General features: G+C 46.2%; 23 protein-coding genes. 17 read left to right on the plus strand and 6 right to left on the minus strand.

Annotation, left to right across the window (positions count from 1 at the left end):
* Positions 1-284: 284 nt before the first annotated feature.
* Together thrS and Q9R23_RS05965 are read left to right on the plus strand one after the other, a co-directional pair.
* Positions 285-2,225 carry a threonine--tRNA ligase gene (gene thrS / locus Q9R23_RS05960; RefSeq protein ID WP_290783199.1) on the plus strand — a complete coding sequence of 647 codons (1,941 nt, stop codon included), beginning with the start codon at positions 285-287 and terminating at the stop codon, positions 2,223-2,225.
* Positions 2,226-2,445: 220 nt separating this feature from the next.
* The gene (locus Q9R23_RS05965) at positions 2,446-3,651 is read left to right on the plus strand and encodes a glycoside hydrolase family protein (protein WP_311246603.1); all 1,206 of its coding nucleotides are present in this window, start codon (positions 2,446-2,448) and stop codon (positions 3,649-3,651) included.
* Positions 3,652-3,698: 47 nt separating this feature from the next.
* Here Q9R23_RS05965 and Q9R23_RS05970 read toward each other — a convergent pair whose 3' ends face one another.
* Entirely contained in the window at positions 3,699-5,168 is a 1,470-nt protein-coding gene (locus tag Q9R23_RS05970) for a catalase (RefSeq protein WP_311246604.1), read from the minus strand.
* Between the two features lie 432 nt (positions 5,169-5,600).
* Between Q9R23_RS05970 and infC the strand changes: the two genes are divergently transcribed.
* The 10 genes from infC to Q9R23_RS06020 all read left to right on the plus strand — a co-directional run bounded on the left by infC (position 5,601) and on the right by Q9R23_RS06020 (position 15,297).
* Positions 5,601-6,131: a translation initiation factor IF-3 gene (infC, locus tag Q9R23_RS05975; RefSeq protein WP_029342318.1), complete on the plus strand. Its 531-nt coding sequence runs from the start codon at positions 5,601-5,603 to the stop codon at positions 6,129-6,131.
* Positions 6,132-6,158: 27 nt separating this feature from the next.
* Entirely contained in the window at positions 6,159-6,353 is a 195-nt protein-coding gene (gene rpmI / locus Q9R23_RS05980) for a 50S ribosomal protein L35 (protein ID WP_023469015.1), read from the plus strand.
* A 37-nt stretch (positions 6,354-6,390) separates the two neighbouring features.
* Positions 6,391-6,750: a 50S ribosomal protein L20 gene (gene rplT / locus Q9R23_RS05985; RefSeq protein WP_012371057.1), complete on the plus strand. Its 360-nt coding sequence runs from the start codon at positions 6,391-6,393 to the stop codon at positions 6,748-6,750.
* Between the two features lie 118 nt (positions 6,751-6,868).
* Complete coding sequence (locus Q9R23_RS05990) at positions 6,869-7,351, plus strand: dUTP diphosphatase (RefSeq protein WP_214852896.1); 483 nt, start codon at positions 6,869-6,871, stop codon at positions 7,349-7,351.
* 12 nt (positions 7,352-7,363) lie between these two features.
* Positions 7,364-8,446 (plus strand): M42 family metallopeptidase, encoded by a 1,083-nt coding sequence (locus Q9R23_RS05995; protein WP_214852903.1) that lies wholly within the window; start codon positions 7,364-7,366, stop codon positions 8,444-8,446.
* Positions 8,421-9,206, plus strand: coding sequence for a TrmH family RNA methyltransferase (locus Q9R23_RS06000; RefSeq protein WP_396136359.1), 786 nt, complete (start codon positions 8,421-8,423; stop codon positions 9,204-9,206). The genes Q9R23_RS05995 and Q9R23_RS06000 overlap by 26 nt, the downstream gene beginning before the upstream one ends.
* A gap of 308 nt (positions 9,207-9,514) precedes the next feature.
* On the plus strand, positions 9,515-10,537 hold the full coding sequence (gene pheS, locus Q9R23_RS06005; protein WP_056062640.1) for a phenylalanine--tRNA ligase subunit alpha: 1,023 nt from the start codon (positions 9,515-9,517) through the stop codon (positions 10,535-10,537).
* A 12-nt stretch (positions 10,538-10,549) separates the two neighbouring features.
* Entirely contained in the window at positions 10,550-12,946 is a 2,397-nt protein-coding gene (gene pheT, locus Q9R23_RS06010) for a phenylalanine--tRNA ligase subunit beta (RefSeq protein WP_311246606.1), read from the plus strand.
* 211 nt (positions 12,947-13,157) lie between these two features.
* Positions 13,158-14,588, plus strand: a complete 1,431-nt coding sequence (locus Q9R23_RS06015) for an ABC transporter permease (protein WP_290780502.1) — start codon at positions 13,158-13,160, stop codon at positions 14,586-14,588.
* Positions 14,589-14,592: 4 nt separating this feature from the next.
* Positions 14,593-15,297, plus strand: coding sequence for an ABC transporter ATP-binding protein (locus Q9R23_RS06020; protein ID WP_311246607.1), 705 nt, complete (start codon positions 14,593-14,595; stop codon positions 15,295-15,297).
* Positions 15,298-15,361: 64 nt separating this feature from the next.
* On the opposite strand, the gene Q9R23_RS06025 is transcribed toward Q9R23_RS06020, so the two are convergent.
* The 4 genes from Q9R23_RS06025 to Q9R23_RS06040 all read right to left on the minus strand — a co-directional run bounded on the left by Q9R23_RS06025 (position 15,362) and on the right by Q9R23_RS06040 (position 19,088).
* Positions 15,362-16,543 (minus strand): MFS transporter, encoded by a 1,182-nt coding sequence (locus tag Q9R23_RS06025; RefSeq protein ID WP_311246608.1) that lies wholly within the window; start codon positions 16,541-16,543, stop codon positions 15,362-15,364.
* On the minus strand, positions 16,540-16,977 hold the full coding sequence (locus Q9R23_RS06030; protein WP_290780511.1) for a MarR family winged helix-turn-helix transcriptional regulator: 438 nt from the start codon (positions 16,975-16,977) through the stop codon (positions 16,540-16,542). Before Q9R23_RS06030 ends, Q9R23_RS06025 begins: the two co-directional genes overlap by 4 nt.
* A gap of 76 nt (positions 16,978-17,053) precedes the next feature.
* Complete coding sequence (locus Q9R23_RS06035) at positions 17,054-18,442, minus strand: sensor histidine kinase (protein ID WP_311246609.1); 1,389 nt, start codon at positions 18,440-18,442, stop codon at positions 17,054-17,056.
* The gene (locus Q9R23_RS06040) at positions 18,426-19,088 is read right to left on the minus strand and encodes a response regulator transcription factor (RefSeq protein WP_214852922.1); all 663 of its coding nucleotides are present in this window, start codon (positions 19,086-19,088) and stop codon (positions 18,426-18,428) included. The genes Q9R23_RS06035 and Q9R23_RS06040 overlap by 17 nt, the downstream gene beginning before the upstream one ends.
* A 130-nt stretch (positions 19,089-19,218) precedes the next feature.
* On the opposite strand from Q9R23_RS06040, the gene Q9R23_RS06045 reads away from it, so the two are divergent.
* A complete protein-coding gene (locus tag Q9R23_RS06045) occupies positions 19,219-20,688 on the plus strand; it encodes a UDP-N-acetylmuramoyl-L-alanyl-D-glutamate--2,6-diaminopimelate ligase (RefSeq protein ID WP_290755047.1) in 1,470 nt (489 codons plus the stop codon).
* A gap of 23 nt (positions 20,689-20,711) precedes the next feature.
* On the opposite strand, the gene rnhC is transcribed toward Q9R23_RS06045, so the two are convergent.
* Positions 20,712-21,632: a ribonuclease HIII gene (gene rnhC / locus Q9R23_RS06050; RefSeq protein ID WP_214852928.1), complete on the minus strand. Its 921-nt coding sequence runs from the start codon at positions 21,630-21,632 to the stop codon at positions 20,712-20,714.
* A gap of 120 nt (positions 21,633-21,752) precedes the next feature.
* On the opposite strand from rnhC, the gene zapA reads away from it, so the two are divergent.
* The 4 genes from zapA to Q9R23_RS06070 are packed head-to-tail and all read left to right on the plus strand — an operon-like array spanning position 21,753 to position 26,669.
* Positions 21,753-21,989, plus strand: coding sequence for a cell division protein ZapA (zapA, locus tag Q9R23_RS06055; RefSeq protein ID WP_029342308.1), 237 nt, complete (start codon positions 21,753-21,755; stop codon positions 21,987-21,989).
* A 3-nt stretch (positions 21,990-21,992) separates the two neighbouring features.
* On the plus strand, positions 21,993-22,541 hold the full coding sequence (locus Q9R23_RS06060; RefSeq protein WP_311246610.1) for a CvpA family protein: 549 nt from the start codon (positions 21,993-21,995) through the stop codon (positions 22,539-22,541).
* A 45-nt stretch (positions 22,542-22,586) separates the two neighbouring features.
* Positions 22,587-24,302 carry a DNA polymerase/3'-5' exonuclease PolX gene (gene polX, locus Q9R23_RS06065; RefSeq protein WP_214852934.1) on the plus strand — a complete coding sequence of 572 codons (1,716 nt, stop codon included), beginning with the start codon at positions 22,587-22,589 and terminating at the stop codon, positions 24,300-24,302.
* Positions 24,303-26,669 carry an endonuclease MutS2 gene (locus Q9R23_RS06070; protein ID WP_214852937.1) on the plus strand — a complete coding sequence of 789 codons (2,367 nt, stop codon included), beginning with the start codon at positions 24,303-24,305 and terminating at the stop codon, positions 26,667-26,669.
* Positions 26,670-26,673: the final 4 nt, after the last annotated feature.

The following is a 26,673-nucleotide window of genomic DNA, read 5'->3' on the forward strand; positions in this document are numbered from 1 at the left end:
GTTATACTAATGACACGTCAATAGACGATGCAACGATTGAGGATATGGAGTATGAAATGAACCAAACTAGCGAGAGAAGAACGGTGGAAGCTTCTCATGGCATCATTCATGTCTTTACTCCCTCATAGCACGAACGGGGCTAATCCGTTTGCGCCTCACGCCCGTTAACGCGTGTTCGAGCCGAACCAGTACATGGTCCGGGAACGAGGGTGGTACCACGAGATTAAGACTCGTCCCTTTTTAGGGATGAGTCTTTTTTTATTTTGTAAAAGGGGGAAACAGTCATGTCAAACATCGCACTTACATTTCCAGACGGCGCCGTAAAGGAATTTGCAGCCGGCACGACAGCTGAAGAAGTGGCAGCTTCGATCAGCCCAGGTCTTCGTAAAAAAGCCTTTGCTGCTAAATTGAACGGGCACGCCATCGATTACCGTCGTCCAATCGAAGAGGACGGTACAATTGAATTGATCATGCCGGATTCAGAAGAAGGGCTCGACTTGATTCGTCACTCTTCAGCTCATTTGATGGCACAAGCCATCAAACGTCTGTATCCGGATGAAACGATTCATCTTGGAATTGGACCGACAATCGAGAATGGTTTTTACTATGACATCGATATGGAACGTCGTCTGACAGAAGAGGACCTTCCAGAAATCGAGAAGATGATGAATAAAATTGCCGGTGAAAACTTGCCGATCGAACGAGAAGTCGTCTCGCGTGACGAGGCACTTGCCATCTATAAAGAACTCAATGATCCGTTGAAGGTTGAATTGATCGAGTCGATTCCTGCTGATCAGGATTTGACGATTTACCGTCAAGGCGAATTCTTCGATCTATGCCGTGGACCACACGTTCCAGCGACAGCGAAGCTACAAGTCTTCAAATTGATGAGCATTGCTGGTGCTTACTGGCGTGGTGATTCGAAAAACAAGATGTTACAACGGATTTACGGTACAGCATGGGCAACAAAAGATCAGTTGAAACAACACCTCCACTTCCTCGCTGAAGCAAAAGAACGGGATCACCGTAAACTCGGGAAGGAACTTGGATTGTTCTTCACTTCTCAAGAAGTCGGTCAAGGACTCCCGATGTGGTTACCAAAAGGAGCAGCGATCCGCCGGACAGTCGAGCGTTATATCGTCGATAAAGAACTCGAACTTGGGTATGAGCACGTCTATACACCGGTCCTCGGTTCAGTCGATCTATACAAAACATCGGGGCACTGGGATCACTATCAAGATGACATGTTCCCGAAAATGGAGATGGACAATGAAGAACTCGTTCTTCGCCCGATGAACTGTCCACATCATATGATGGTCTATAAGAACGAACCACGTTCGTACCGTGATTTACCACTTCGTGTCGCGGAGCTTGGTGGCATGCACCGTTACGAAATGTCTGGTGCCTTGACTGGTCTTCAACGCGTTCGTTACATGGTTCTTAACGATGGACATACGTTCGTCCGTCCTGACCAAATGAAAGAAGAGTTTAAAGCCATCGTTCATCTCATTCAAGAAGTCTATGCTGATTTCGGGATCACGGATTACAAATTCCGTCTTTCATACCGTGACCCAGCGGACAAAGAGAAGTACTTCGACAACGATGCGATCTGGGAAATGGCGCAACGTGAGTTGAAAGAAACAATGGATGAGCTCGAACTCGAATACTTCGAAGCAGAAGGCGAAGCCGCCTTCTACGGACCAAAGCTTGACGTTCAAGTTCGGACAGCGCTTGGTAAAGATGAGACGCTCTCAACAGTCCAACTCGACTTCCTCTTACCAGAGCGATTCGAATTGACATACAAAGGGAACGACGGACAAGATCACCGTCCAGTCGTCTTACACCGAGGTGTCGTATCAACGATGGAACGCTTCGTTGCTTACTTGATCGAAGAATACAAAGGCGCATTCCCAACATGGCTCGCACCGGTTCAGGTGAAATTGATTCCGGTCTCGAGCGTTCATGAAGACTATGCCCGTGAAATCAAAGCGATCCTGTTGAAAAAGGGAATCCGCGTCGAAACAGATTTCCGTGACGAGAAACTCGGTTATCGTATTCGTGAAGCACAAGTCAATAAAGTACCCGTCATGCTCGTTTTAGGTGACAAAGAAGTTGAATCACGCGAAGTCAACATTCGTCGTTACGGTTCAAAAGACTCGAGTAATGCATCACTCGAACAATTCGTTGCAGATTTAGAGCAAGAAATCGCAAACCGTTCAAAATAATTCTAGCCTCATGAAAGAGTTCGTCCTGCTGATGTAGGGCGGACTTTTTTTGTGATGTGATTCTTAAAAGAAGGAAGCAACAAGCCGATGATAAAGGTAGATCATCCAGCTACATCTATCCAACATAACCGAAAATCATTTTTCCTTTAATTGGATAAATTCTATAATAAACCTTCATGGGATAGAATGTTTTGAAGGGTAGGAAGGAAGTTACAGAAAAATGAAACAGACGACTCTTGCTGTTTTCATCGCCTTTTCACTTTTAATAGGTGTTCATCCGGGAAAAGCAGATGCGGCGACGACTAAAAAGACGTACCGGATTACACCAAAAACAGAAGCGATTGACCCAGCAATCCGTAAATATACGACCTATAATGCAAAGACACGCAATCATTATACGATGCGTTCTTATTTGGAACGACTTGAAAAAGAAGGGGGAGGCACCCTCGTTCTAACAAAGGGAACGTATCTGTCCCCGTTACGTGTTGGTATCCCGTCCAATACGACGGTGATCCTAGAGGATGGTGTCATCATCAAAAAGACGACAGAGACAGGGACGACAAAGATTAGTTCGACGACGAGTGTCTTTGATTTCGTTGCGCCATCGGTTTTGCGTCTGAATAAAAAAGTTGGCAAATATAACGGTTCACAGAACGTTAAACTCATCGGTAAGGGGAATGCACAGATCGACTTGAATCGATATGCGCGTGGTTCGGCTTTCGCTATTGCCCATAATCAAAACTTATATATCGGCGGCATCACAGTACGGAATCAAAAGGGTTCACATGCGATGGAACTTGATGCGACGAAGAAGGCAGTCATCGAAAACATGAAATTCGTCGATGCTGTCATGATACCGAATACAGGTCCGAATGAATCGATTAATCTCGATACTCCAGATCCAATCACGAAGGGCTTCAACTGGAAGTGGTCGAATCAAGATGGCACTCCAAATGAAGACATCACGATTCGTAATAACTTGTTCCGTAACATCAATGTGGCGATCGGCACACATCAATACACAGAAAACAAATTACACACGAACGTCCGGATTGAAAAAAATACGATTGACGGAACGAAGGATTATGCGATTTCGATGATGAACTGGAAGAATCCAACGGTCCGTTACAATACGATCCGAAACGTGCATCGAGCAGATGGGAAAGCGATGACGATTCTCGGTAGAGGAGTTGTCGGAGGGACGATTCGCTACAATCGATTGGAAGACGCGGATCGTGCGATTCAAATGCAACCGTTCCAAAGCAACGGCTATTCTCCCATTTATAATACGTTTACAGCAGAACAAAAACGTTACATGCAACAAAATACAGTCAAGCAGGTTGGACTCGATCAAATCGTCTTATTCAAAAAACTGAACGAGTTCACGTATAAAACGGCAGAGCGTTACGATTTTATTCCATACTAAGACACAAACAAGCACCCAAGACTAGCGTCGAGGGTGCTCGTTTTGCGTTATGAACGTATTTGTTGCAGGAACGGTTCGATATTGACTTGTAAAGCTTCTGATAGCTTCTGACCGAGTGATGCATCAGCACGATAGAAGTTACAGATTGCGAGCAGGACCGTATTTTCATGACGCACTTGCTGAAGGTCGTTGACGAGGTTCTTCAAGAGAGCTGCTTGCTCTTCTTCTGTCAGGCGACGGTATACTTCTCCGGCTTGACCAAAGTTATTCGTCTTCTCGATTTCGAGACGACCATGTTTATCATCAAGCAACGGTTGATTTTCTTCCGTATACTCGGGTGTTTCTTTTGGTTCTTCTTGATAACGGTTCGGTTCGTAGTTGACCGGACTCGTTTGCTGACCGACCGGCATTGCACCGTCACGTTGGTAGTTGTTCACTTGTGCAAACGGACAGTTGATTGGAAGTTGTTGATAATTCGTGCCAATACGGTAGCGTTGTGTGTCCGAGTAAGAGAACAAGCGACCTTGTAACAACTTATCTTCAGATGGCAACATCCCTGGAATCAAGACACCTGGGTTGAACCCGACTGATTCTGTTTCAGCGAAATAGTTATCGACGTTTTTGTTCAATGTCATCGTACCGACGTGTTGGAACGGGATGACATCTTCGAACCAATCCTTTGTCGCATCGAGCGGATCGAAATCGAACTGATCGACGTCAGCTGGATCAAGTACCTGTACGAACAGATCCCATTCCGGGTAATCGCCATCTTCAATCGCTTGGAACGTATCGTTTGAAGCATGGTTGAAGTCTTTTCCTTGAATCTCTGTCGCTTCTTCTGCTGAGAGATTATGAACACCAGCTTTTGGTACCCAGCGTAGTTTCACATAAACCGTATTACCGTGTGCATTCACCCATTTGAATGAGTGAACGGAAGAACCACGCATTTTACGGTAGCTTGCAGGAATACCCTCATCCGTGAAAAGGTGCATGAGCATGTTCGTCGATTCCGGACGAAGTGTCATGAAGTCCCAGTAACGGTCAGGATCTTGAATGTTCGTTCTTGGATCTGGTTTGAGAGAATGGACCATATCTGGGAATTTCATGGCGTCGCGAATGAAGAAGACAGGAAGATTGTTCCCGACGAAATCCCAGTTTCCTTCTTCTGTATAGAACTTGACAGAGAATCCACGTGGATCGCGGAGCGTCTCTGGAGAATGCGTGCCGTGAATAACAGTCGAGAAACGGGCGAAGACAGGAACTTCTGTCCCTTCTTCTTGTAGAAACGCAGCTTTCGTGTACTTTTTCATTGAATTTTTGACAGTGAAGACACCGTGAGCACCGAATCCACGAGCATGTACGACGCGCTCAGGTACACGTTCCCGGTCGAAATGGGCCATCTTTTCAATTAATTGATAGTCTTCTAATAAAGTTGGTCCGCGACGTCCAGCCGTACGTGAATTCTGGTTGTCTCCGATTGGGACACCTTGATTGGTCGTTAATCGTTTTTCAGTCATCTGTTATTCTCCCCTTTATGTAAGATTAAATTAATTATAAAACAATAATCATTCTAAATAAACACTTTTGCTTGCGAATGTTCTGAATCTTTTTTCATGTTATGAATGTACCCGTGAAAAACTGGTTAGAAACTTCTTGCTTATCGCTCAAAGGATTGCTATTATAATCAAGTATGTGAGCAACGTTCTGTAAGAACATAGAAAGCGGCTTGACATCACGGGAAAACAAGTGCTATGATAGCAAAGTGAAATGACAACAAAGCAGAAGCATCCCGCTTCTCACCATGTATGATCACTCGTACTGGTTCATCATGAAGATACGCAATGTATAGCAAATGCTGTGCCTTGGCGTTCCTTATGAGTGTGGGCGGGAAAAACTGCCGACGCTTTTTTTATAGCGTTTTCTATCATTCATTTTTCGTGCAATGCACGATGGAGGTGCTAACCATTAGCAAAGATCTGTTAATCAATGAAAGCATCCGTGCCCGGGAAGTTCGTCTTATCGGAGCGGATGGTGCTCAACTAGGTGTCCAATCACGCAACGAAGCGCTACGTCTCGCAGAGGAAGCGGAACTTGACCTCGTCATGGTCGCTCCACAAGCGACACCGCCAGTTTGTAAGATCATGGACTATGGTAAATACCGTTTCGAGATGCAAAAGAAGGACAAAGAAACTCGGAAGAATCAGAAAGTGATTCAGATGAAAGAAGTTCGTCTTAGCCCGACGATCGAGGAGAACGACTTCCAAACGAAATTCCGTAATGCGAAGAAATTCTTGGAGAATGGTAACAAAGTGAAAGCGAGCATTCGCTTCCGCGGTCGTGCCATCACTCACTCGGAAATCGGTAAACGCGTTCTCGAACGCCTCGCAACGGATTTAAGTGAGTTCGGTGTTGTGGAACAGAGACCGAAGATGGAAGGACGCAGCATGTTCCTCGTGCTTGCTCCTAAGAAAGAAGACTAATCGAATCGAAGTAGGAGGGAATCTCTCATGCCTAAAATGAAATCGCACCGCGGTGCTTCTAAACGTTTCAAACGTACTGCTTCTGGCAAATTGAAACGTGGTCGTGCTTACACAAGCCACTTGTTCGGTAACAAATCAACAAAAGCGAAACGTAAATTACGTAAAGCTAGCATGGTATCTACGGGTGACTTCAAACGCATCCGTCACATGATCGCGAAGTAATTTATCCAATCGTATACAGATTTAGGAGGGAATTTATATGCCACGCGTAAAAGGCGGATATACGACTCGTCAACGTCGTAAAAAACAACTCAAATTAGCTAAGGGCTACTACGGCTCGAAACATACACTCTTCAAGGTTGCGAAACAGCAAGTCATGAAATCTCTCATGTATGCTTACCGTGACCGTCGTCAAAAGAAACGTGACTTCCGTCGCCTCTGGATCACTCGGATCAATGCGGCAGCACGTATCAACGGTCTTTCTTACAGCCGCATGATGCATGGTCTTAAATTAGCAGGTATCGACGTTAACCGTAAGATGCTCGCTGACCTCGCAGTTACAGATGCAACTGCATTTGCTTCACTTGCTGACACAGCAAAAGCAAAATTGAACGCTTAAGTTCTACAATTCGTCGGGGAATTTAATTCTCCGACGTTTTTTTCGATTTAATGATAAAATAAGAAGGCACGTCGATGAGACGGTCATATGATTTTTTTAGATAGAAGGAGAATTAAAGATGGATTGGTTGACACTTTTTGAGATGCAAGAACAGTTGGATAAACGGATTCAGTCAGAACATCAATTAACAGGCAATCAATTCGACGAGCGTCTGCTTGCCTTATTGGTCGAACTCGGTGAACTTGCGAACGAGACACGTTGCTTCAAGTTCTGGTCGAACAAGGGACCATCCGCTCAAGTCACAATTCTTGAGGAATATGTCGATGGCGTCCATTTTCTACTCTCACTAGGTCTAGCACTTGAGTATAAGAAGAGTCATTTTGCAGAAGGTGACTTCTATTTAACGGCAACGGATGCTTTTTTAGACGTCTATAATAAAACGAACGTCTTCGCGATTTCGCGGACGGAACAAAGTTATGATGTTTTGATTGGTGCATACCTTGCATTAGGTGCTACACTAGGTTTTACACAGGATATGATTTTCAAGGCTTACATTTCTAAAAATGAAGCAAACCATGTACGACAAGACAACGGTTACTAAGGAGGAAATCAGATGAATGAACAATTACATATGCTAAAACGTCTCACGGACGCAACAGGTGTACCGGGAAATGAAAAGGAAGTCCGGAGCCTCATGCGTGAATATCTAGAACCCCATGCAGAAGCATTCCACCAAGATGGTCTCGGTAGTCTGTTTGCTGAACATAAAGGCGCAGGTGAAGATGCACCACGTGTATTGATTGCTGGTCACATGGATGAAGTCGGATTCATGGTCACGAAGATCGATGAAAAAGGATTCCTTCGTTTCCAACCACTCGGCGGTTGGTGGGGTCAGGTCCTCTTGGCGCAGCGTATGAATATTGTGACATCATCTGGTGAAGTCATCCCAGGTGTAATCGGCGCAAAACCACCTCATGTTTTACCACCGGAAGCGCGCAATAAGCCGGTCGACATTAAAGAGATGTTCATCGATATCGGTGCTTCATCGAAAGACGAAGTCGACAGCTGGGGAATTCGTCCGGGTGATACGGTCGTTCCACATTGCGAATTTACTGTGATGAAAAATGAGAACTTCTTGATGGCAAAAGCGTGGGACAACCGGATTGGTTGTGCCATCGCAATCGAAGCAATCAAACGCTTAAAAGCAGACGGACATCCGAACACGATTTTCGCAGGAGCGACTGTTCAGGAAGAAGTCGGGTTACGCGGGGCTCAAACTGTCGCACACCTGCTTAAACCATCGATCGCCTTTGCTGTCGATACAGGTATCCCGGGTGATACGCCAGGAATGACCGATCGTGAAGCATTGTCGAAATTAGGTGAAGGCGTTCAAGTCATCATGTTCGACGCGTCGATGATCGCACATCGCGGATTGATCGATTTCGTGACGAAAGTCGCAACAGAAGAAAATATCAAGTATCAACTGGACTTAACACCAGGTGGCGGAACGGATGCAGCGAAGTTCCATTTATCGAATACAGGTGTTCCATCACTTGCATTGACTGTACCGATTCGTTATCTGCACACGAACGTCTCAATCATGCATAAGGCCGATTTCGAAGCAGCCGTCGATTTAGTCGTTGCTGTGACAAAACGTCTTGATGCGGAGACTGTCCAAGCGATCTACGAGGGGTAATATAACAATGAAGCACATCGCATCAGCAAAGAACGAAATCGTTAAACAATGGAAAAAACTCTTAACGAAAAAAGGACGTCTGCAGACGAATCGCTTTTTGATTGAGGGAGAACACTTGATTGAAGAGGCTGTTCGCGCTGGAATCGTCAAGGAATTGATCGTGCGTGAATCGTATCAAGTACCCGGTTCTTGGAAACGGAACGCCGATGTCTTTACGATCGATGAAGCCGTCATCAAAGTACTGGCTGAGACGGAAACGTCGCAAGGTATCTTCGCTGTCTGTGAGATGAAACAAGCTTCGGTACAATTAGAGCGAGGACGTTATTTACTACTCGATCGTTTGCAGGATCCCGGAAACGTCGGGACGATGATTCGAACAGCTGACGCAGCTGGATTCGATGGTGTCGTCGTCGGACCGGGAACGGTTGACGTCTATAACGGAAAAGTCATCCGTGCGACACAAGGATCGCTATTTCACTTACCTGTTATCGCAATGCCACTCGAAGAGGCAGTCAATGCCTTGCATGAACAAGGGATTGCGGTAATCGGCACGGCGTTAGAAGGAGCGACGTCTTATCAAGGGATCGCACCGATGGATGCTCTCGGTTTAATTATCGGGAACGAAGCACAAGGCGTGGCGCCAGAGTTGCTTTCTTACTGTGATGAGCGTGCCTACATCCCGATCCGTGGTAAAGCGGAGTCATTGAATGCGGCAGTAGCAGCAGGCATTTTGCTCTATCATTTTGCAAGCGTGGATTGAAACCGACAGGCGTTCATGCTAAAGTGAACATCAGGAATACATCACGGACGTTGATGGAACAGAGTACGTTAGGGAATGATTCAATCAGGGAGAGGCAGTCATAGACTGAAAACTGCTTCGTGAATCTGCTAACCGAATTCACTCCGGAGTCGCACGAGAGATCGTGACGGGATGCGCCCGTTATCGCGCAATTGGAGGACTTTTCGATTGAAAAGTCAAACAAGGGTGGTACCACGGTGTTTACATCGTCCCTTCGGCATTTGCCGGAGGGACGTTTTTTTATATCTTCAACTAAAGGAGTGGGAAAGATGCGCGAGCAATTAGAAGCATTACGCGATGAAGCGTTGACATTAGTCGATCAGGCAACAACACAAAAAGATCTCAATGACGTCCGAGTCAAGTATCTCGGGAAAAAGGGACCAATCACGGAAGTATTACGAGGAATGGGTAAGCTATCAGCGGAAGAACGACCAGTCGTCGGTGAGATCGCGAATACGGTTCGTCAAGCGATCCAAGAGCAACTCGAACAACGTTTGACAGCTGTCAAACAGCAGGAGATGGATGCGAAACTGGCAGCGGAAGCAATTGACGTCACATTACCAGGACGCCCGAAAAAGGTCGGTCATGCGCACCTCTTGCAACAGGTGTCAGATGAGATCGAAGACATCTTCGTCGGACTCGGTTATACGATTGCGGAAGGTCCAGAAGTCGAGCAAGATCTTTTCAACTTCGAGATGTTGAATTTACCGAAGGATCACCCAGCACGTGATATGCAAGATTCATTCTACATCACGGAAGAAATTTTGATGCGAACGCATACGTCACCAGTCCAAGCGCGGACGATGCTCGCTTCTAAAGGGGAACCGATCCGTATTCTCTGCCCAGGTAAAGTCTATCGCCGGGATGAAGATGATGCGACGCACTCGCACCAATTCATGCAAGTTGAAGGACTAGTCGTCGGAGAATCGATTTCGATGGCTGACTTAAAAGGAACGCTTGAAGCCTTCGCGAAGCAGATGTTTGGTGAAGCACGTGAAGTCCGCTTACGCCCAAGTTTCTTCCCATTCACGGAGCCGTCCGTCGAAGTCGACGTTTCGTGCTTCAAATGTGGCGGTAAAGGGTGCAACATCTGTAAACAGACAGGTTGGATTGAAATTCTAGGTGCTGGAATGGTTCATCCTCACGTTCTCGAAATGGCCGAATATGATAGCACGAAAATGTCAGGTTTTGCATTCGGGATGGGCATCGAACGGATTGCCATGTTGAAATACGGTGTCGATGATATTCGCCACTTCTATACGAATGACGTTCGCTTCAGCGAACAGTTTTAAGGGGGAACGCAGATGTTAGTCTCAAAACAATGGTTGAACGAATATGTGGATGTCAGTCATACATCAGGACAAGACCTGGCTGATTTGATTACTAAGAGCGGAATCGAAGTCGAAGGCGTCGATGTCCGGGATGAAGCGTTAAACAACATCGTCGTCGGACGTGTGTTAACGAAAGAAAAACATCCAGAAGCAGATAAATTGAACGTCACGACAGTTGACATCGGACAAGACGAACCGGTCCAGATCGTTTGTGGTGCACCGAATGTCGAAGCAGGACAAGATGTCATCGTCGCGCGTGTCGGAGCCCGCTTGCCAGGGATTAAAATCAAACGTGCCAAATTGCGCGGTGTCGTCTCGGAAGGGATGATTTGTTCACTCGAAGAACTCGGATTCGAAAAGAAATACATCCGAGAAGATGAGCAAGACGGAATCCACACGTTCCGTGAACCAGTCACACCGGGACAAGATGTTCTAGAATTACTCGGTCTACGCGATGAAATCCTCGAACTTGGGTTAACGCCGAACCGGTCGGACTGTCTCAGCATGTATGGTGTCGCACACGAAGTGGCCGCGCTTTATGACACGACACCGACTTTCCCGGTCGTTGAAGTCAAAGAAGCAGAGCCAGCGACGATAGTAGAAGTAACGCTTGATTCAGAGGAGTGCTCGTTCTACGCGGCTCGAGAAATCCAAGGGGTGACGATTCAAGAATCACCGACTTGGTTAAAAAACCGCTTGATTGCAAATGGCATTCGTCCGATCAACAACGTCGTCGACGTGACGAACTTCGTTTTACTTGAAACAGGTCAGCCGCTTCATTCATTCGATGCGGAAAAACTCGGGAAACAAATCGTCGTGCGTCAAGCACGTGCAGGGGAGTCATTCACGACGTTAGACGAAGTCGAGCGGACACTTGATTCTTCGATGCTCGTCATCACAGACGGAGAACGCCCGGTCGCGCTTGCTGGAGTCATGGGTGGAGCAAATACCGAAGTGGACGGAAATACGACATCGATCATTTTAGAGTCTGCTTATTTCGCACCGATTTCTGTCCGGAAGACGAGCCGTGTTCTTGGACTCCGTTCTGACTCGAGTGCGCGTTTTGAAAAAGGTGTCGACCCACGTCGTGTCTTGTTAGCACTCGATCGTGCTGCAGCTTTGATTGCTGAACTTTCGGGTGGAACGGTTCAAGCCGGTGTCGCTCAAGCCGGAACGCTCGAGATTGACGATCATTTGATTGAAGCGAGTGTCTCGTACATCAATCATCGTCTCGGTATGGAAATTGAAGGAACGGTCATGCAAACGTTACTCGAACGTCTTGGTCTCGGTGTTGAGTTATCGGGTGATGCTTTGACGGTCAGCGTACCGACTCGTCGCCAAGACTTGAAAATTCCAGCTGATTTAGCGGAAGAAGTGGCACGTCTCTATGGATATGATGCCCTGACTTCAAGCTTACCGTCTGAAGCGAGCCGTGGTTTCTTACCAAAACGGAACATCCATCGTCGTCATTTACGCCGGACATTGCAGGGAGCGGGTCTCTCACAAGCGATCACGTATTCATTGACGAGCGAACAACGCGCGATGCAATTCAATGAACGGGAAGATTTGCATCCGGTTAAACTGGCGATGCCAATCAGTGAAGCACGTTCGACACTGCGGACGTCCCTCATTCCGGGACTCCTTGAGGTCGCGCAGCATAATGTCGCACGACAGCATGCCGATGTTGCGTTTTATGAACTCGGCAGTGTTTATCTGCAACGGGATGCGTCACTTGAGACACTTCCGATCGAACAAGAAATGATCGGTGGCGTCGCAGTCGGTGTATCGGAACAACACCGGGCCCATGGAACACTTGTCAAAACAGATTTCTTCGTCATGAAAGGAATCGTCGAGACACTCGCATCTGCGTCTGGTGTCACGTTGACGTTCGAAGCAGCGAGCATTCCATCGATGCACCCAGGACGGACGGCGCGCGTTCTGCTTGACGGAGAAGCAATTGGATTCGTTGGTCAAGTGCATCCTGGTCTGTCAAAAGAACAGTATGGTCTAAAAGAAGTGTACGTCTTCGAATTAGAGGCGATGGCACTGCGTTTGAAAGAGGAACAGGTCTACTCGGAAATCTCACGTTTCCCATCGATGACACGTGACTTAGCAATCGTCGTCGAGCGATCAGTGACGGCGCAATCCATCATCGATGTCATGACGGAAGCAGCCGGTCCACTTTTACAGACGATCGAATTGTTCGATGTCTATACGGGTGAGAACGTCGGAGAGAATGAAAAATCATTTGCTTTCTCCCTCCGTTATCAAAACAAGGAACGGACGTTAGTCGATGAAGAAATCACGACAGCGCAACAACGAGTCGTAGATGCAGTGAAAGAAACATTCAATGCGGAACTTCGCGCATAATTAGATAATGGAATGGGACATGGATCATGATGAAGATTCCACGGTTACCTATTTTCAGATTAAAAGTAAAATGCAGTTCTTTTCTTAACTGAAAAGAACTGCATTTTTTTGTTTCATAGCGTTTCTTCGTTCAATATACAGTTGAACTACAGTCGAGCTACAGATTCGTTTCATACGATGAATGCAGACGATAAAAGGAGGAACAGGACATATGAATTTTTTGAAACGGGCTGGGAAGAGTATCATCGCTCGAAAGGGCAAGACGATGATCATGTTGATTATTTTAACGGTAATTGGATCGCTGGTTCTATCAGGATTCGCGATTCAGAATGCTGCAAAATCAGCTGGAGATGAAGCAAGAAAAGAACTGGGAGCTACCGTGACGTTACAAGTCGACCGACAAAAACAAATGCAGGAGCGACAAGCTTCTGGAGAACGAGGAAGACCAGAAGAAGTTAAGATTTCGATGAAAGAAGTTGAAGCGATCGAACAACTAGATGCAGTCAAGTCGACTAATTATCTTTCGCAAGCGACCGCGACTGCGAGTGATATTGAACCGATCGAAAGTGAGTCGACGAATACAGGTGGTGGACCGGATGGTGGACCAGGCGGTGAAATGCCAGAGGGAATGACGACGCCCGACTTCTCGTTGAACGGTGTGACGAATATGGAGTTACTTGATTCGTTTTCGAATGGAACATTAAAAATTGTTGATGGCGTAGCATTGACGTCTGATGCGAAAGAAAATAGTGTTGTCATCGATGAAAATCTAGCAACTGAAAACGATCTTAAAGTAGGAGATACATTCAAACTGAAATCGACGACGACGAATCAAACACAAAAACTGACGATCATCGGGCTTTCTTCATCGACAGATGCGAGTTCAGACGCAAGTTTCCGTGCTGCGGGGTTCATGGATCCGATGAATCAAATGTATGTTTCAAATGAGACGCTTGCCGACTTTGTTACCGAGGATGGGACAGTGAGTGCGTCAAGTGTTGTCTACTCTTTAAAGGATCCGTCTGAAGTCGAGGCGTTCAAACAAAAAGCAAAATCGGTTTCATCAGTGGACTGGGATACGTTCACGTTGGATGCGAATGATGCGGCTTACCAAAAAATGGTCGGACCAATTGAACAAGTTGCTTCCTTCTCAAAATCAGTCGTCTATCTCGTTAGTATCGCAGGTGGTTTGATTCTGGCACTTTTGATTTTGTTATCTGTACGTGAACGCCGGAAAGAGATGGGGATTTTGATGGCAATGGGTGAAAAACGATCGAAGCTGATGAGTCAATTATTAGTTGAAACATTTGCGATTGCGGCAGTTGCGTTTCTCATAACGTATGCGACGGGAGGAATGACATCACAATTCATGACCGATCAATTATTAAACCGAGAAGTGACAGAAGCGGCAAGTTCGGCTACGACGGATGGATTTGGAGGTCCAGGTGGAGGTCCGGGTGGTCAAGGACAACAACTCCTCGCTAGTATTCCTCAAATTACAGAGATGACGACGAAAATTGACTGGTCGACACTAGCACAAGTCGTTCAAATCGGTAGTCTAATTGTCTTTTTATCCGTTTTATTACCGTCACTTATCTTATTACGAATGAATCCAAAAGAAATCTTATTGCGGGAGGATTAATCAGATGACGACTTTAGAAATGACGAAGGTGTCGTATGCGTATACATCAGCAGGAAAGCAACAACGAATCTTAAATGAGGTATCGATGCAGTTCGAGGCGGGAAGATTTTATGCAATTCTTGGAGAATCAGGTTCCGGTAAAACGACTGCGTTAAGTTTACTCAGTGGACTAGACTCACCAACGGAAGGACAAATACAGTATGAAGGACGTGAATTGCGAAAAATCGGACTGACGACGTATCGATCGCGTCATGCAGCGACTGTCTTCCAATCCTTTAATTTATTAACTTATATGAATGCTATTGATAATGTCATTGTCGCACTTGAGTTGAGTGGACGACGGGTTAAGGAGAAGAAGAACCGAGCTCTTGAGTTACTGGAACAGGTCGGAATCGATGAAATACATTCGAAAAAGAACGTATTACAGTTGAGTGGTGGTCAGCAACAACGGGTTGCCATCGCGCGCGCTCTAGCGACAGAAGCGCCGATCATATTAGCGGATGAACCGACAGGGGCACTCGATGAAAAAACAGCTACGGAAATCATCCGTTTGTTTCAACAGCTAGCGCATGATGCCAATCGTTGCATCATCGCAGTGACACACTCAGCAGAAGTCGCACGTGCTGCCGATCAAATCATTGAACTGAAAAAACAACGGTTCGTCGAAAAGAAACCTATCGTTGAAGGGCAGACCATACCGGCTCGTTGAAGAAACGAAATGAATGTATTAAAAGAAGGGACTCTCATCAATCGTTGAGAAGTCCCTTCTTTACTTATGAGGCGATGTCCTGATTGGTTGCTGTAGCGGAGGAACGTCTCGAATACACATATAAGAGACCGCTGCTGACGACGACGAGACTGCAGATCAAAAACATATTCGAGTATCCAGTCTTAGCCGCAATGCCCGATAGCAGGAAAGCACCGATGCCAAAGCCACTATCATAGGCGAGGAAAAATGTAGAGATGGCTTTGCCTTTTTGTTCAGGAGCTGCATACGTCAGCATGACCGTCTGCAATCCTGGGAAGATGGAGGCGGAGCCGATGCCGATGATGAGGGCGGCGAACAACAAACCATAAAGCGTTGGAAAGAATCCAAGTACTAGAAATCCGACCGCATACAGACCATAGGATGGAATAAGCACGGAAGCTGGTCCTTTTCGGTCAAACCGTTTTCCGGCTAGTGGACGAATGGCGACCATACCGAGCGCAGCCAGTCCGTAAAAATAAGAGGCATACGTCACATGGTGAATGGAGTCGGCATACAAGGAGATAAATGCAGACGTACTGGAAATCGCAATTCCCGCAAAGCTTGTAGCTAGCAACAAGACAGGACTGTCTAAGAAAAGCGATTGACGGAGCCGAAATGGTGACGTTTGCGGAATATGACTGCTCGTCAATGGTAAACGGATCATGAAAAGAAATGAACAGATGGCGAGTAGAGCAACTATCATGAAATACCAGACCATGACATCATGAGCAATCAACGTCAATCCGATGACAGGACCGAGGACGGAAGCGAGATTCATCGAGAGGACGAAGTAACCCATTCCTTCACCCTGACGATGCTTAGGAATCAACGTCGTGACACTTAAACTCAGTGAAGAAGAGATCATACCGAAACTGAACCCATGTAACACACGAATGATGAGCAATAAACTGAATGATTCAATCGGCAGAATGATCAAGTAGAGACAGCTAAAGAGAGTAAACAGACTAGCAGATAATAGTAACATCCGTTTCAGTTCGTACCGATCGAGCCAATGACCAATCAACGGACGTGAACAGACCGTTGCGAGTACGAATGCCGTCACGACCCATCCGAGTGATCCTTGTGAAACCTCGAATTTTTGAGCGGCGAGTAGAGGCAGGGATGCATTTAATAAGTAAAACGTTATGAATAATAAGAGATTGACGAGTAATGTCGTCACGTAATGCCGGTGAAATAAACGATTCACGATGATTCCTCCTGTTCGACCGGGCGATGGGTAAGAAGTAGCTGAGTCATCAGGCGCTCTAAGGAAGACTGGTCTTCTGGCGATAATTCATCCAAAAATATACGATGTGCTTGTTGGACGGATGCATCAATCGTCTGAAATAAGTCGCGTGCCTGTGAAGTCAATTCGACCAGGCGATGACGTCCTGCGTTCTGACGAAAGATGAATCCTAATTCTTCTAATCGAGCGACTGTTTTTGTGACGGCTGGCTTTTCGATGACTAAATATTTCGACAGGGTGACCTGTGAGACTGGTTCAAGTAAAGACACAGCCTTCAAGAGTGCCCATTGTCCAGTGTGTAACGAATATTGAGCGAGGGTGGCATCGATGTCTCGTTTGACGAGTCGGGCGACTTTTGACAGTTGTCCGAGAATATCTTCTTGTTGAGATGACATAAAAAAAACCTCCTTTGAGTTAACTAGTTAACTTAAAGGAGTATAGCGGATTCTTTACTTCTTTGGCAAGTAGAAATCAAGAAGTAGTTTCAAAAAACGTCGTGAATCGTACCTGATCAGGTGTTCCAGTCAAAGTAGTCTTTAAATCTAATCGATCCATGATTTGGTGTACCAAATATAGTCCGAGACCACTACCGCCATGAATTCGATTTCGCGATTGTTCGGCGCGTGTAAGGGGGTGGAACCAAGCGGCAGTATCACTTGAATCTTGAATAGTCGGTGAGTTCGTAATCGTTAGCACCACACCATTTTGTTTTCCGGTCGTCTCGATTAGAATCGTTCCACCCGGAGCCGTATACGATATGGCATTCATTAATACGTTATGAAAAGCGCGCTCCAACAAGTGACGATCCGTGTTAACGTTCCAGTCTCCTTTAGGTGAGATCACACGTAATTGCTGATCATGAATAAGTTGTCCGAATTGATCGAGTTGTTGTTCGAGTAACAGACGAAGATTCGTTTCCTCGAAATGAAGTGCCATTTGTTCGACACGGGCGACTTCGAGCAACGATGCAATTAGACGTTCCATATTTTCAATCACCTGACTAGCACGCTCCAAATAGTAATCACGGTCTCGGTAGATTCCGAGATTCAAGAGCATCCCTTCGACTTGACCCTTGATGATCGTAACAGGTGTTTTTAACTCATGTGAGATAGCGAGGAATAGCTGTCTTCGTTCTGCATCACGTATTCGATCTTTTTCCGCTTCAAGACGAAGGCGTTCATTGGAGGCTTGTAAAGAATCCATCGTCGCCTCGAGTGTGGTGGCGAGTTGATTGATATTTCTTGATAGATCACCCAGTTCATCCGTTGAGTGATGATGGGTTCGGACAGCAAAGTTTAAATTCGCTAACTCCTTCGTCGCTTGATTGATGGAGATCAGCGGTCGAGAAATGGTACGTGAATAAAGATAGGCAGCAAGACCGGCTAATAATAGAAGCGGAAAAACGATATAAGGAGCTAGTTTCAACAAGACGGCTTTCACTTCATCAATCGGTTGAATCATTTGATCCGCATCGAGAGTAACCGTTTGACTGTTCAGTTGAAGTGGAAGGGAGGCTTGGATCGTTCCGGTAGGAGAGTTATCGGTAGTGCGACGAATCGGTCCGCGACGAAAATCGGGTGCATATAAGAGTTGATCGTCCTCCGTCCACAGTGAAAAACGAATCCCTTTGTCTGTCAGTTGATCAAGCAATGGGATGAGTTCTTCGATTGAACGATCTTTACTTTTTAGTTTAATAGATGCCATCGTCGAGTGAAATTGTTCTTCTCGATAGGACTGATAGTACGAAGGCAACGAGGCATATAGAAAACCAACCGTCGAGAGGACAGCGACGATGAGTAAGCTCATCGTTAAAAAAAATAGTTTAGCAGTGATTCCTTGACGTTTAGCTAGGTGCTTCAAGCTTATAGCCAACTCCTTTTACTGTTTGAATATAAGGTACGTTTATTTTTTTTCGTAGGTTTTTAATATGTGTATCCAAGAATCGTGTATCGCCAAGGGCATCAAACCCCCAAAGTTGCTGAATCAGCTGTTCTCGTTCGAGTACACGGCCGGGATGTTCGAGTAATAAATGAAGAATTTGAAATTCCTTAAGTGTTAATGTCGTCGGATTTCCAGAAACGTATACGTTATAGCTTGATGGAAAAAGGGTAATCTCTCGAAATGAGAGTGATTCTGCTTCATTCGATTGAATGCGCCTGATAACGGCTTCGATCCGTCTAAGTAAGATGCGAAGGGAAAATGGTTTTGCGATGTAATCATCGATTCCGAGATCAAATCCTTTCACCTGGTTTTCCTCATCTTGCAAAGCGGTTAAAAAAATAATCGGCGTTTGTGATTCTTTACGAATGTCGCGTGCAACCTCAAAACCATCGAAGAAAGGCATCATGATATCTAAGATGATTAAATCGAAAGAGCCCGATCGGTAAAGTTGTAAGGCTTCCATGCCGTTTGCCGCGCTAGATACAATGTATCCATTGGAGTTCAATAATTCTGTTAGTAGTTCCCTGATATCGTATTCATCTTCTGCGATCAAAATATGTGTCATATCATTCACCTCATTGTTAGTTGTAACATATTCATCTGAAGTTTAGCTGAAGATAAACAATTGATACATCGAGTCATTTATATTAGACCAAATAAAGCAAATCTTGAGACAAGGAAGGGAAGCAAACATCATGAAGCCCTGTTCGAAATCCTTAGCATCATTAGTATCACTTTTTAACTTACGAACAGATTCAAATCCGATAGTTACGAGTATTGAGACAGACTCACGAAACGTAATACCAGGAAGTCTGTTTATTTGTGTTCGCGGCTACACGGTAGATGGTCATCGATATGCTAGAGAAGCGGAACGTAATGGAGCAGTTGCTATTTTAGCGGAAGAAGCATTAAGTGATGTAACGATTCCTGTTATTCTCATCGAAAATACAAAGGCAGCTGCCGGGAAGGTAGCAGACTTTTTTTATGATCATCCGAGTCAAAAAATGCGTGTCTATGGTGTAACGGGAACGAACGGAAAAACGACGACGACAAAATTGGCGTATGATCTCTTTCGTGCAACAGGCATAAAAGCCGGCATGATTAGCACGGTCGGTGCACGAATTGATGAGGAACTCATTGAGACACCTAATACGACGCCTGAAGCGATCATCTTACATCGACTGTTGTATGAAATGGTTGAAAAAGGCGTGACGGATTGCATCATTGAAGTGTCTTCTCATGCATTAGCTGAAGGTCGAGTCGAAGGAGTGTCTTTCCACTCGGCAGCATTTACGAACCTGACGCATGATCATCTGGATTATCACCATTCAATGGAGGATTACGCCAAGACGAAAGCGTTGTTATTTCAACAAGTCGCTGCGTCAAATGGTCGGACCATCGTCTTGAATCGAGAAGATGGTTGGAGCCGCGTCATGCGAGAAGCTGCGCCTTTACAACCCGTCATCTGGTATACGACACAACCACACCGGACGTCACAAATCGCGGTCGAATGGTTGACGGACACCGTCAATGTGCGGATCGACGAGACGACGACGCGTGTGCCGACAGCTTTACTAGGTGAATTCAATGCAGCGAATTTAGCGGCGGCGATGGGATTATTGCGGGCAGGTGATGCCAATCTCTATGCTTTGATTCGTCACATTCCAGAACTGGAATTGCCGAAAGGACGACTTGAACGACTGGACTGGGCACCTTGTGAGATTTATATCGATTATGCCCATACACCGGATGGTCTAGAAAAATGTTTACAGGCACTCACTTTTTCCGGAGAATCGCTATCGGTCGTTTTAAGTGCAGCTGGAGAGCGTGATCGAACGAAACGAGCGGAAATGGGGCGGATTGCAAGTAAATATTGTGAACACATCATCGCAACGGTCCATGATGCGAGGACAGAGGATCCGGATCGAATCATCGAAGAGCTAATCGTTGATATTCCACGTGAACATTTAGTAGGTTGTCATACATCCCGTCACGAAGCGCTCGTACAAGCAGCGCATCTGGCGCACGAAGGAAAACGCATCGTCATCGTCGGGAAAGGTCATGATGAGGTAGAACGAATCGGTACAAAAACGATTCCTTTTAATGAAAAACACATACTTCTTGCGGAATTAGAACGACTGTCTGAAGGGGAGTCCGTCATTTAAAAAAACCGACCATTCCGTTAAGGTCATGGTCGGTTTCGTTTCGCAGCTAGTTGTTGTGCCTTTTTCGTATTCGCAAAATGGGCTTTCGTCCAGTCACGCAGTTTGTCAGCTCCATAACGTAAAATCAGTGAGGCGGCGACTTGATCGACCTTGGCACCAGCACCTTTCGGAATGACGACACCTGTTGTTTCACTCAACTTGTCCATCTCCTTCAAAAAGATGGCGCGAGCAATGATCGAGGAGGCAGCGACAGCGACATGGAGTTGTTCCGCCTTGGTCGAGAAGTAGACATTTTCTCGAACGGGATTGACGACACCAGCTAGGTGTTTATAATAGACACTTTTTTCGGCGAACTGATCAATCAAGATCGCTTCTGGTTTCGTCTCCAGTTGGTCAAGAAGCCGCTCGATTACATCATTATGCATCAGGGCAGTCATCTTTCCTTGAGTCATCGACCGTTGCATCTGATTGTATTCTGGATTGTGTAGGATACGATATGTGTACGGAATGACAGCATGGAGATCGCGAGCAATTCGACGAATCTCGATATCGTTCAAATGTTTGGAGTCTCGGACACCGAGTTCGTGAAGAAGTGCGATCTGCTTTCGATCAACAAAGGAAGCGGCGACGACGAGTGGACCGAAGAAATCGCCTTTCCCGACTTCGTCACTACCAACGACGGACCATTCCGAAAAACCATTCGGTAACGTTGAAACAAGTGGTTCTTTCGACTTAGTCGGCGAAGCCGTACCGAAACGTGTAGCGATAGCTTCGGCTTGCGGTCCTTGAAACATCACTTTTCCAGAATTATAAATCGTGATGACACAACCAGGAATCTTGGCAGCAAAACGAGCATACGGAGGAGACTTCGTCTCGTTCTGTTTGAAGTTCTGTATGACTAAGTCCTGTTTTTCTTTAGATAAGCGTAAAACGGTCGTTCCCATAGGATAACCTCCCTTTCCGGGATTAAGCATACCATCCTTAAGACCGATGGGGGACTTCTTTTCCTAAAACGAAAATGATGGTACTATATGAAAGAAGCAAAGTATGAGGAGGACAGAAAAATGGCTGATTCAGAAGGGTTGAACCGGACGACGATTCATATCGCAGGCAATGATTATACGATTGTCGGAACGGAGTCGCCAGAACACGTACGCGAAGTGGGTCTCCTCGTAGATACGAAGATTCGAGAAATCCGAGAACAAGCACCACAACTCGACGTTCGTCAAATCGCCGTCCTAGCGGCGCTTAATATTGGTAGTGATTATGTAAAAATTAAAAAGAATTTGGGTGAACTATAAACTATGATTTCTCTCGTTATCTTATTACTTCTCGCCGTAGGTGTCATGACAGGGGTCCGAAGGGGAGTTGTGTTGCAGGCCGGTCATTTGCTCAGTCTGATCATTTCCTTCATCGTTGCACTGTCGTTCTATGAGGAACTGGCTACGAAATTCCGATTGTGGGTACCATATCCGTCTACACTGGATGATGCGGGAATCGATTTGACGATGTTCGCGATTCCAAGTTCAGCACGACTCGATGAGGTGTTCTACAAAGCCTTTTGGTTCGTCGTCCTGTTCTTCGGTACAAAAATCATCTTATCGATCTTATTGTCGATGTTTGATTCGGTGACGAATGTCCCGATTCTAAAACAAGTCAAAGGGTTGTTAGGTGGTGTCTTTGGTTTCATCGAGATGTACATCTTCATCTTCCTGCTCTTGTTCTTAGCGGCATTCGTTCCAATCCAATCGATACAGGATGCAATCGCGAATTCGAGTTTAGCAAGCTTCATTATCCAGCATACCCCGCTTCTTGCGAACTGGCTGATGGATCAAGTTGGATTGATAAAATAAACAGGCTCCCACGATTGGGAGCTTTTTTTGAGGGGAGAACTGCACATGCGTACGATTCAAGATGCGATGCGTCATTTGGAACGGATATCGGTCTACCTAGAGGTCAAAGGGGAAAATCCATTTAAGATTAATGCTTTTCGGAAAGCAGCAAGTATTCTCGAAGCATCCGATGCTGACTTCATGGCGATTGAGGATTTCACGGCGATGAAGGGGATTGGGAAAGGAACGGCTGCTGTTCTAGAGGAATATCGGGAAACGGGAACGAGCACGGCACTGACAGAACTCGAACAAGAAGTGCCAGAAGGATTGATCGCCTTATTGAAGATTCCGGGTCTTGGTGGGAAAAAGCTCGCTAAACTGCATGAAGTTGGCGTCATTGATGCAGATTCCTTTGCAGAGAAATTAGCAGATGGTACAGTCGAAGCGATGCCTGGATTCGGCAAGAAGACGGTCGAGAAGTACGTTAAAGCACTTGAAACGTTTGAAACACGACCGGAGCGATTACCATACGGTGTCATGCGAAAGATTGTCGCTGAATTGAATCAGACACTTGCATCGTTTGATGCAATCATTCGTTTTGAAGTTGGAGGAAGTTTCCGTCGAGCAGAAGAGACGTGTAAGGATCTTGATTTCATTCTATCAACGAATGAACCGGAACGAATCAAGGAGCAGCTTCTAGAACTGTCGCTCATCGATGAAGTCATCGCAGCTGGCAGCACGAAAGTATCGCTCATCTTAAAACGAGACGTTCATTATATCGCGGTTGATTTCCGAATCGTGGATGATGCGGCGTATGCATCCACATTACATCACTTTACGGGTTCGAAGGATCACAACGTCCGGATGCGCCAACTCGCAAAAGAGCGAGGAGAGAGTATTTCTGAATATGGTGTCGAGACCGAGCAAGGATTAGTGCAACCGAACACAGAAGAAGAATTGTTTGCGCGATATGATTTACCGTTCATCGCGCCTGAATTACGAGCGGGACGTCATGAATTCGAGCAAGATTTATCACGTCTCTTGACGGAACAAGATATTCAAGCCGATGTGCATATGCATACGACATGGTCAGATGGTACGTTGTCTGTTGAAGAACTAGTCGATGCCTGTGCTGCACGCGGATATACATGGATGGCGATCACGGATCATAGTAAATATATGAAATTCGTCAATGGATTAACGGAAGAACGTCTGCGTGCACAACGTATTGAAATCGAAGCGGCACGCGAGAAACATCCCGATATGACAATTTTATGCGGTGTCGAGATGGATATCTTGCCCGATGGATCACTTGATTATGAAGATGAGTTCTTAAAAGAAATGGACTATGTCATCGCCTCGATCCACTCGAAGTTCGATCAGACGGAAGAAGAGATCATGCAGCGGCTCGAGAATGCTTGTCGTAATCCTTATGTTTCCTTGATTGCTCATCCGACGGGACGAATCATTGGAAGACGAGAAGGATACGCCGTCAATGTCGATCGATTGATCGAACTAGCAGCGGAGACAGGAACAGCGCTTGAGATGAACGCGAATCCAGCACGTTTTGATTTAACAGCAAGTTCGCTTGCGAAAGCGAAGGCTGCCGGCGTAAAGATTTTAATTAATACGGATACACACCGACCAGAAATGTTAGAAGATATGAAACTTGGAGTCCTCCATGCTCGTAAAGCTTATTTGGAGGCGTCTGATGTCATCAATACGTGGTCTGCTGAAGAAGCACTCGAATTCTTCGGTCGAAAACGTTTAGGAGTGGATTAAATGAATGCCAACGCATTACGCGTTTTAGAATATGAGAAGTTAAAAGAAAACATGCTCGCCTTCACGGCTAGTTCACTCGGAGCACAGTTCGTCCGGGCAATGCGTCCGGCGGAAGACTTCGAGCAGGTCAAGGAACTGTTAGCTGTCACGACGGAAGCAACGACGGTCTACCGGTTGCGTGACCGTTATCCGTTCGGTGGATTGACGGACGTCCGAAGTGAAGTGAAACGAGCAGAGATTGGCTCTGTCCTCTCGACGAGTGAACTTCTAGCCGTCGCAGACGTCGTCTACTCGGGACGTCAAGTGAAGGCATTCCAAGAACGGCTACACGAAGACCATGCGGATCTACGATTACCGCGCCTTGATAGTCGAATCGAGCAAATCACGAAGCTCGTCGAGATCGAACAGGGGATTCGCCATGCCATCGACGATCAAGGGACTGTCCAAGACTCAGCGAGTGATAAATTACGAGCGTTACGCAGTCAGTTACGCTCGCTCGAAGGACAAGTTCGTTCGAAAATCGATAACGTCTTACGTAGTAAAGCGAAGATGCTGTCTGACGCCATCGTGACGATGCGAAACGATCGTTATTGTGTACCGGTCAAACAAGAATATCGTCAAGCGTTCGGCGGAATCGTCCATGATCAGTCCGCTTCTGGAGCAACGTTGTTCATCGAACCGCAAGCTGTCGTCTCTGCGAACAACGAAATTCAAGAAGCGCGTTTGAAAGAACGGGCGGAAATCGAACGAATTCTTGCACAACTATCGGCACTTGTCGGTAGCGTTGGTGATTCGCTACGCATCAATCTGGATGTATTAGCAGAACTTGATTTCATCATGGCAAAAGCATTATACGGTCATCAAATTGGAGCGGTCGAGCCACGCTTGAACGAAAACCGCCATATCATTCTGAAGGAAGCACGGCATCCGTTCATCCCGAAAGAGGAAGTCGTACCAATTACCGTATCACTGGGTGGGGATTTTACGTCACTCGTCATCACCGGTCCGAACACCGGCGGTAAGACAGTTACCTTAAAGACGATCGGTCTTTTGCAATTGATGGTGCAATCAGGACTATACGTGCCAGCTGCAGATGAGACGGAACTCAGTGTCTTCGATGCGATTTATGCCGATATCGGGGATGAACAGTCGATTGAACAAAACTTATCGACGTTTAGTTCGCACATGACGAACATCGTCTCGATGATGGAAAAAATCGATTTTATGAGTCTAGTACTGTTCGATGAATTAGGTGCGGGAACGGATCCGACAGAAGGGGCTGCCCTTGCAATCGCGATTCTTGATGAAGTGAAGCGACGCGGCGCACGTGTGGCAGCGACGACGCACTATTCAGAATTAAAAGCGTACGGCTATAACCGAGAAGGGGTCGTCAATGCGTCGATGGAATTCGATGTCGAATCACTCAGTCCGACCTATCGCTTACTCATCGGTGTACCTGGACGCTCGAATGCGTTCGAGATTTCAAAACGTCTTGGACTCGAAGACCGGATCATCGACGCGGCACGTGGTCAGATCGGTAGCGACGCACAGTCTGTCGAGACGATGATCGAACGATTAGAAGAAGCGAAACAGCGGGCTGAAACGTTAGAGGCACAGTTGTTAGAAGAGAAAAAACGACTTGTCGAAGAGAGAGAGCAGTTCGAGCAAGAACAAGCTGAGATCCAGGAAGAGAAAAACGAAATTCTGGCAAAAGCGGAAGAAAAAGCAGCACGTGCGGTCGAACGCGCTCAAAAAGAAGCAGAAGGCGTCATCAAACGTCTGAAGGAATTACGAGACGCTGGTGCCGTCAAAGAGCATGAACTGATCGAGGCGCGGAAGCGACTCGAAGACGCGAAGCCGAGTCTGCAAGAGAAGCGGATCGCTAAAGTAAAAGCAAAATACGACCAAACGCCGCGATTTGATAAAGGCGAAGAAGTTAAAGTCACGACGTTCAATCAAAAAGGCTATATTATCAACCAACAGGCGAACGGCGAGTATACCGTCCAAGTGGGCATCATGAAGGTGAACGTCAAACCGGAAGATCTCGCGAAGATTGGCAGTACACCAAAACGTCCACAAACGAAAGGGCGCTCTGGTGGAACGAGTGTGACGAAACAATCGACACCTTCGGCTGAACTGGATTTACGTGGCGTGCGTGTCGAAGAAGGGTTGTCGAAGCTCGAACGCTTCATGGACCAAGCCTTGTTATCGAACTACGACCACATCCGTGTCATTCATGGCTTGGGTACGGGAGCGATGCGACAAGGTGTCCAAGAATTCTTGAAAGGTCATCGTCACGTCAAAGGTCACCGGTTAGGTGGTCAAGGTGAAGGCGGACACGGTGTGACGATCATCGAACTGAAATGAGGAA

This window comes from Exiguobacterium sp. BRG2 (assembly GCF_031844245.1).
Classification (GTDB): domain Bacteria; phylum Bacillota; class Bacilli; order Exiguobacteriales; family Exiguobacteriaceae; genus Exiguobacterium_A.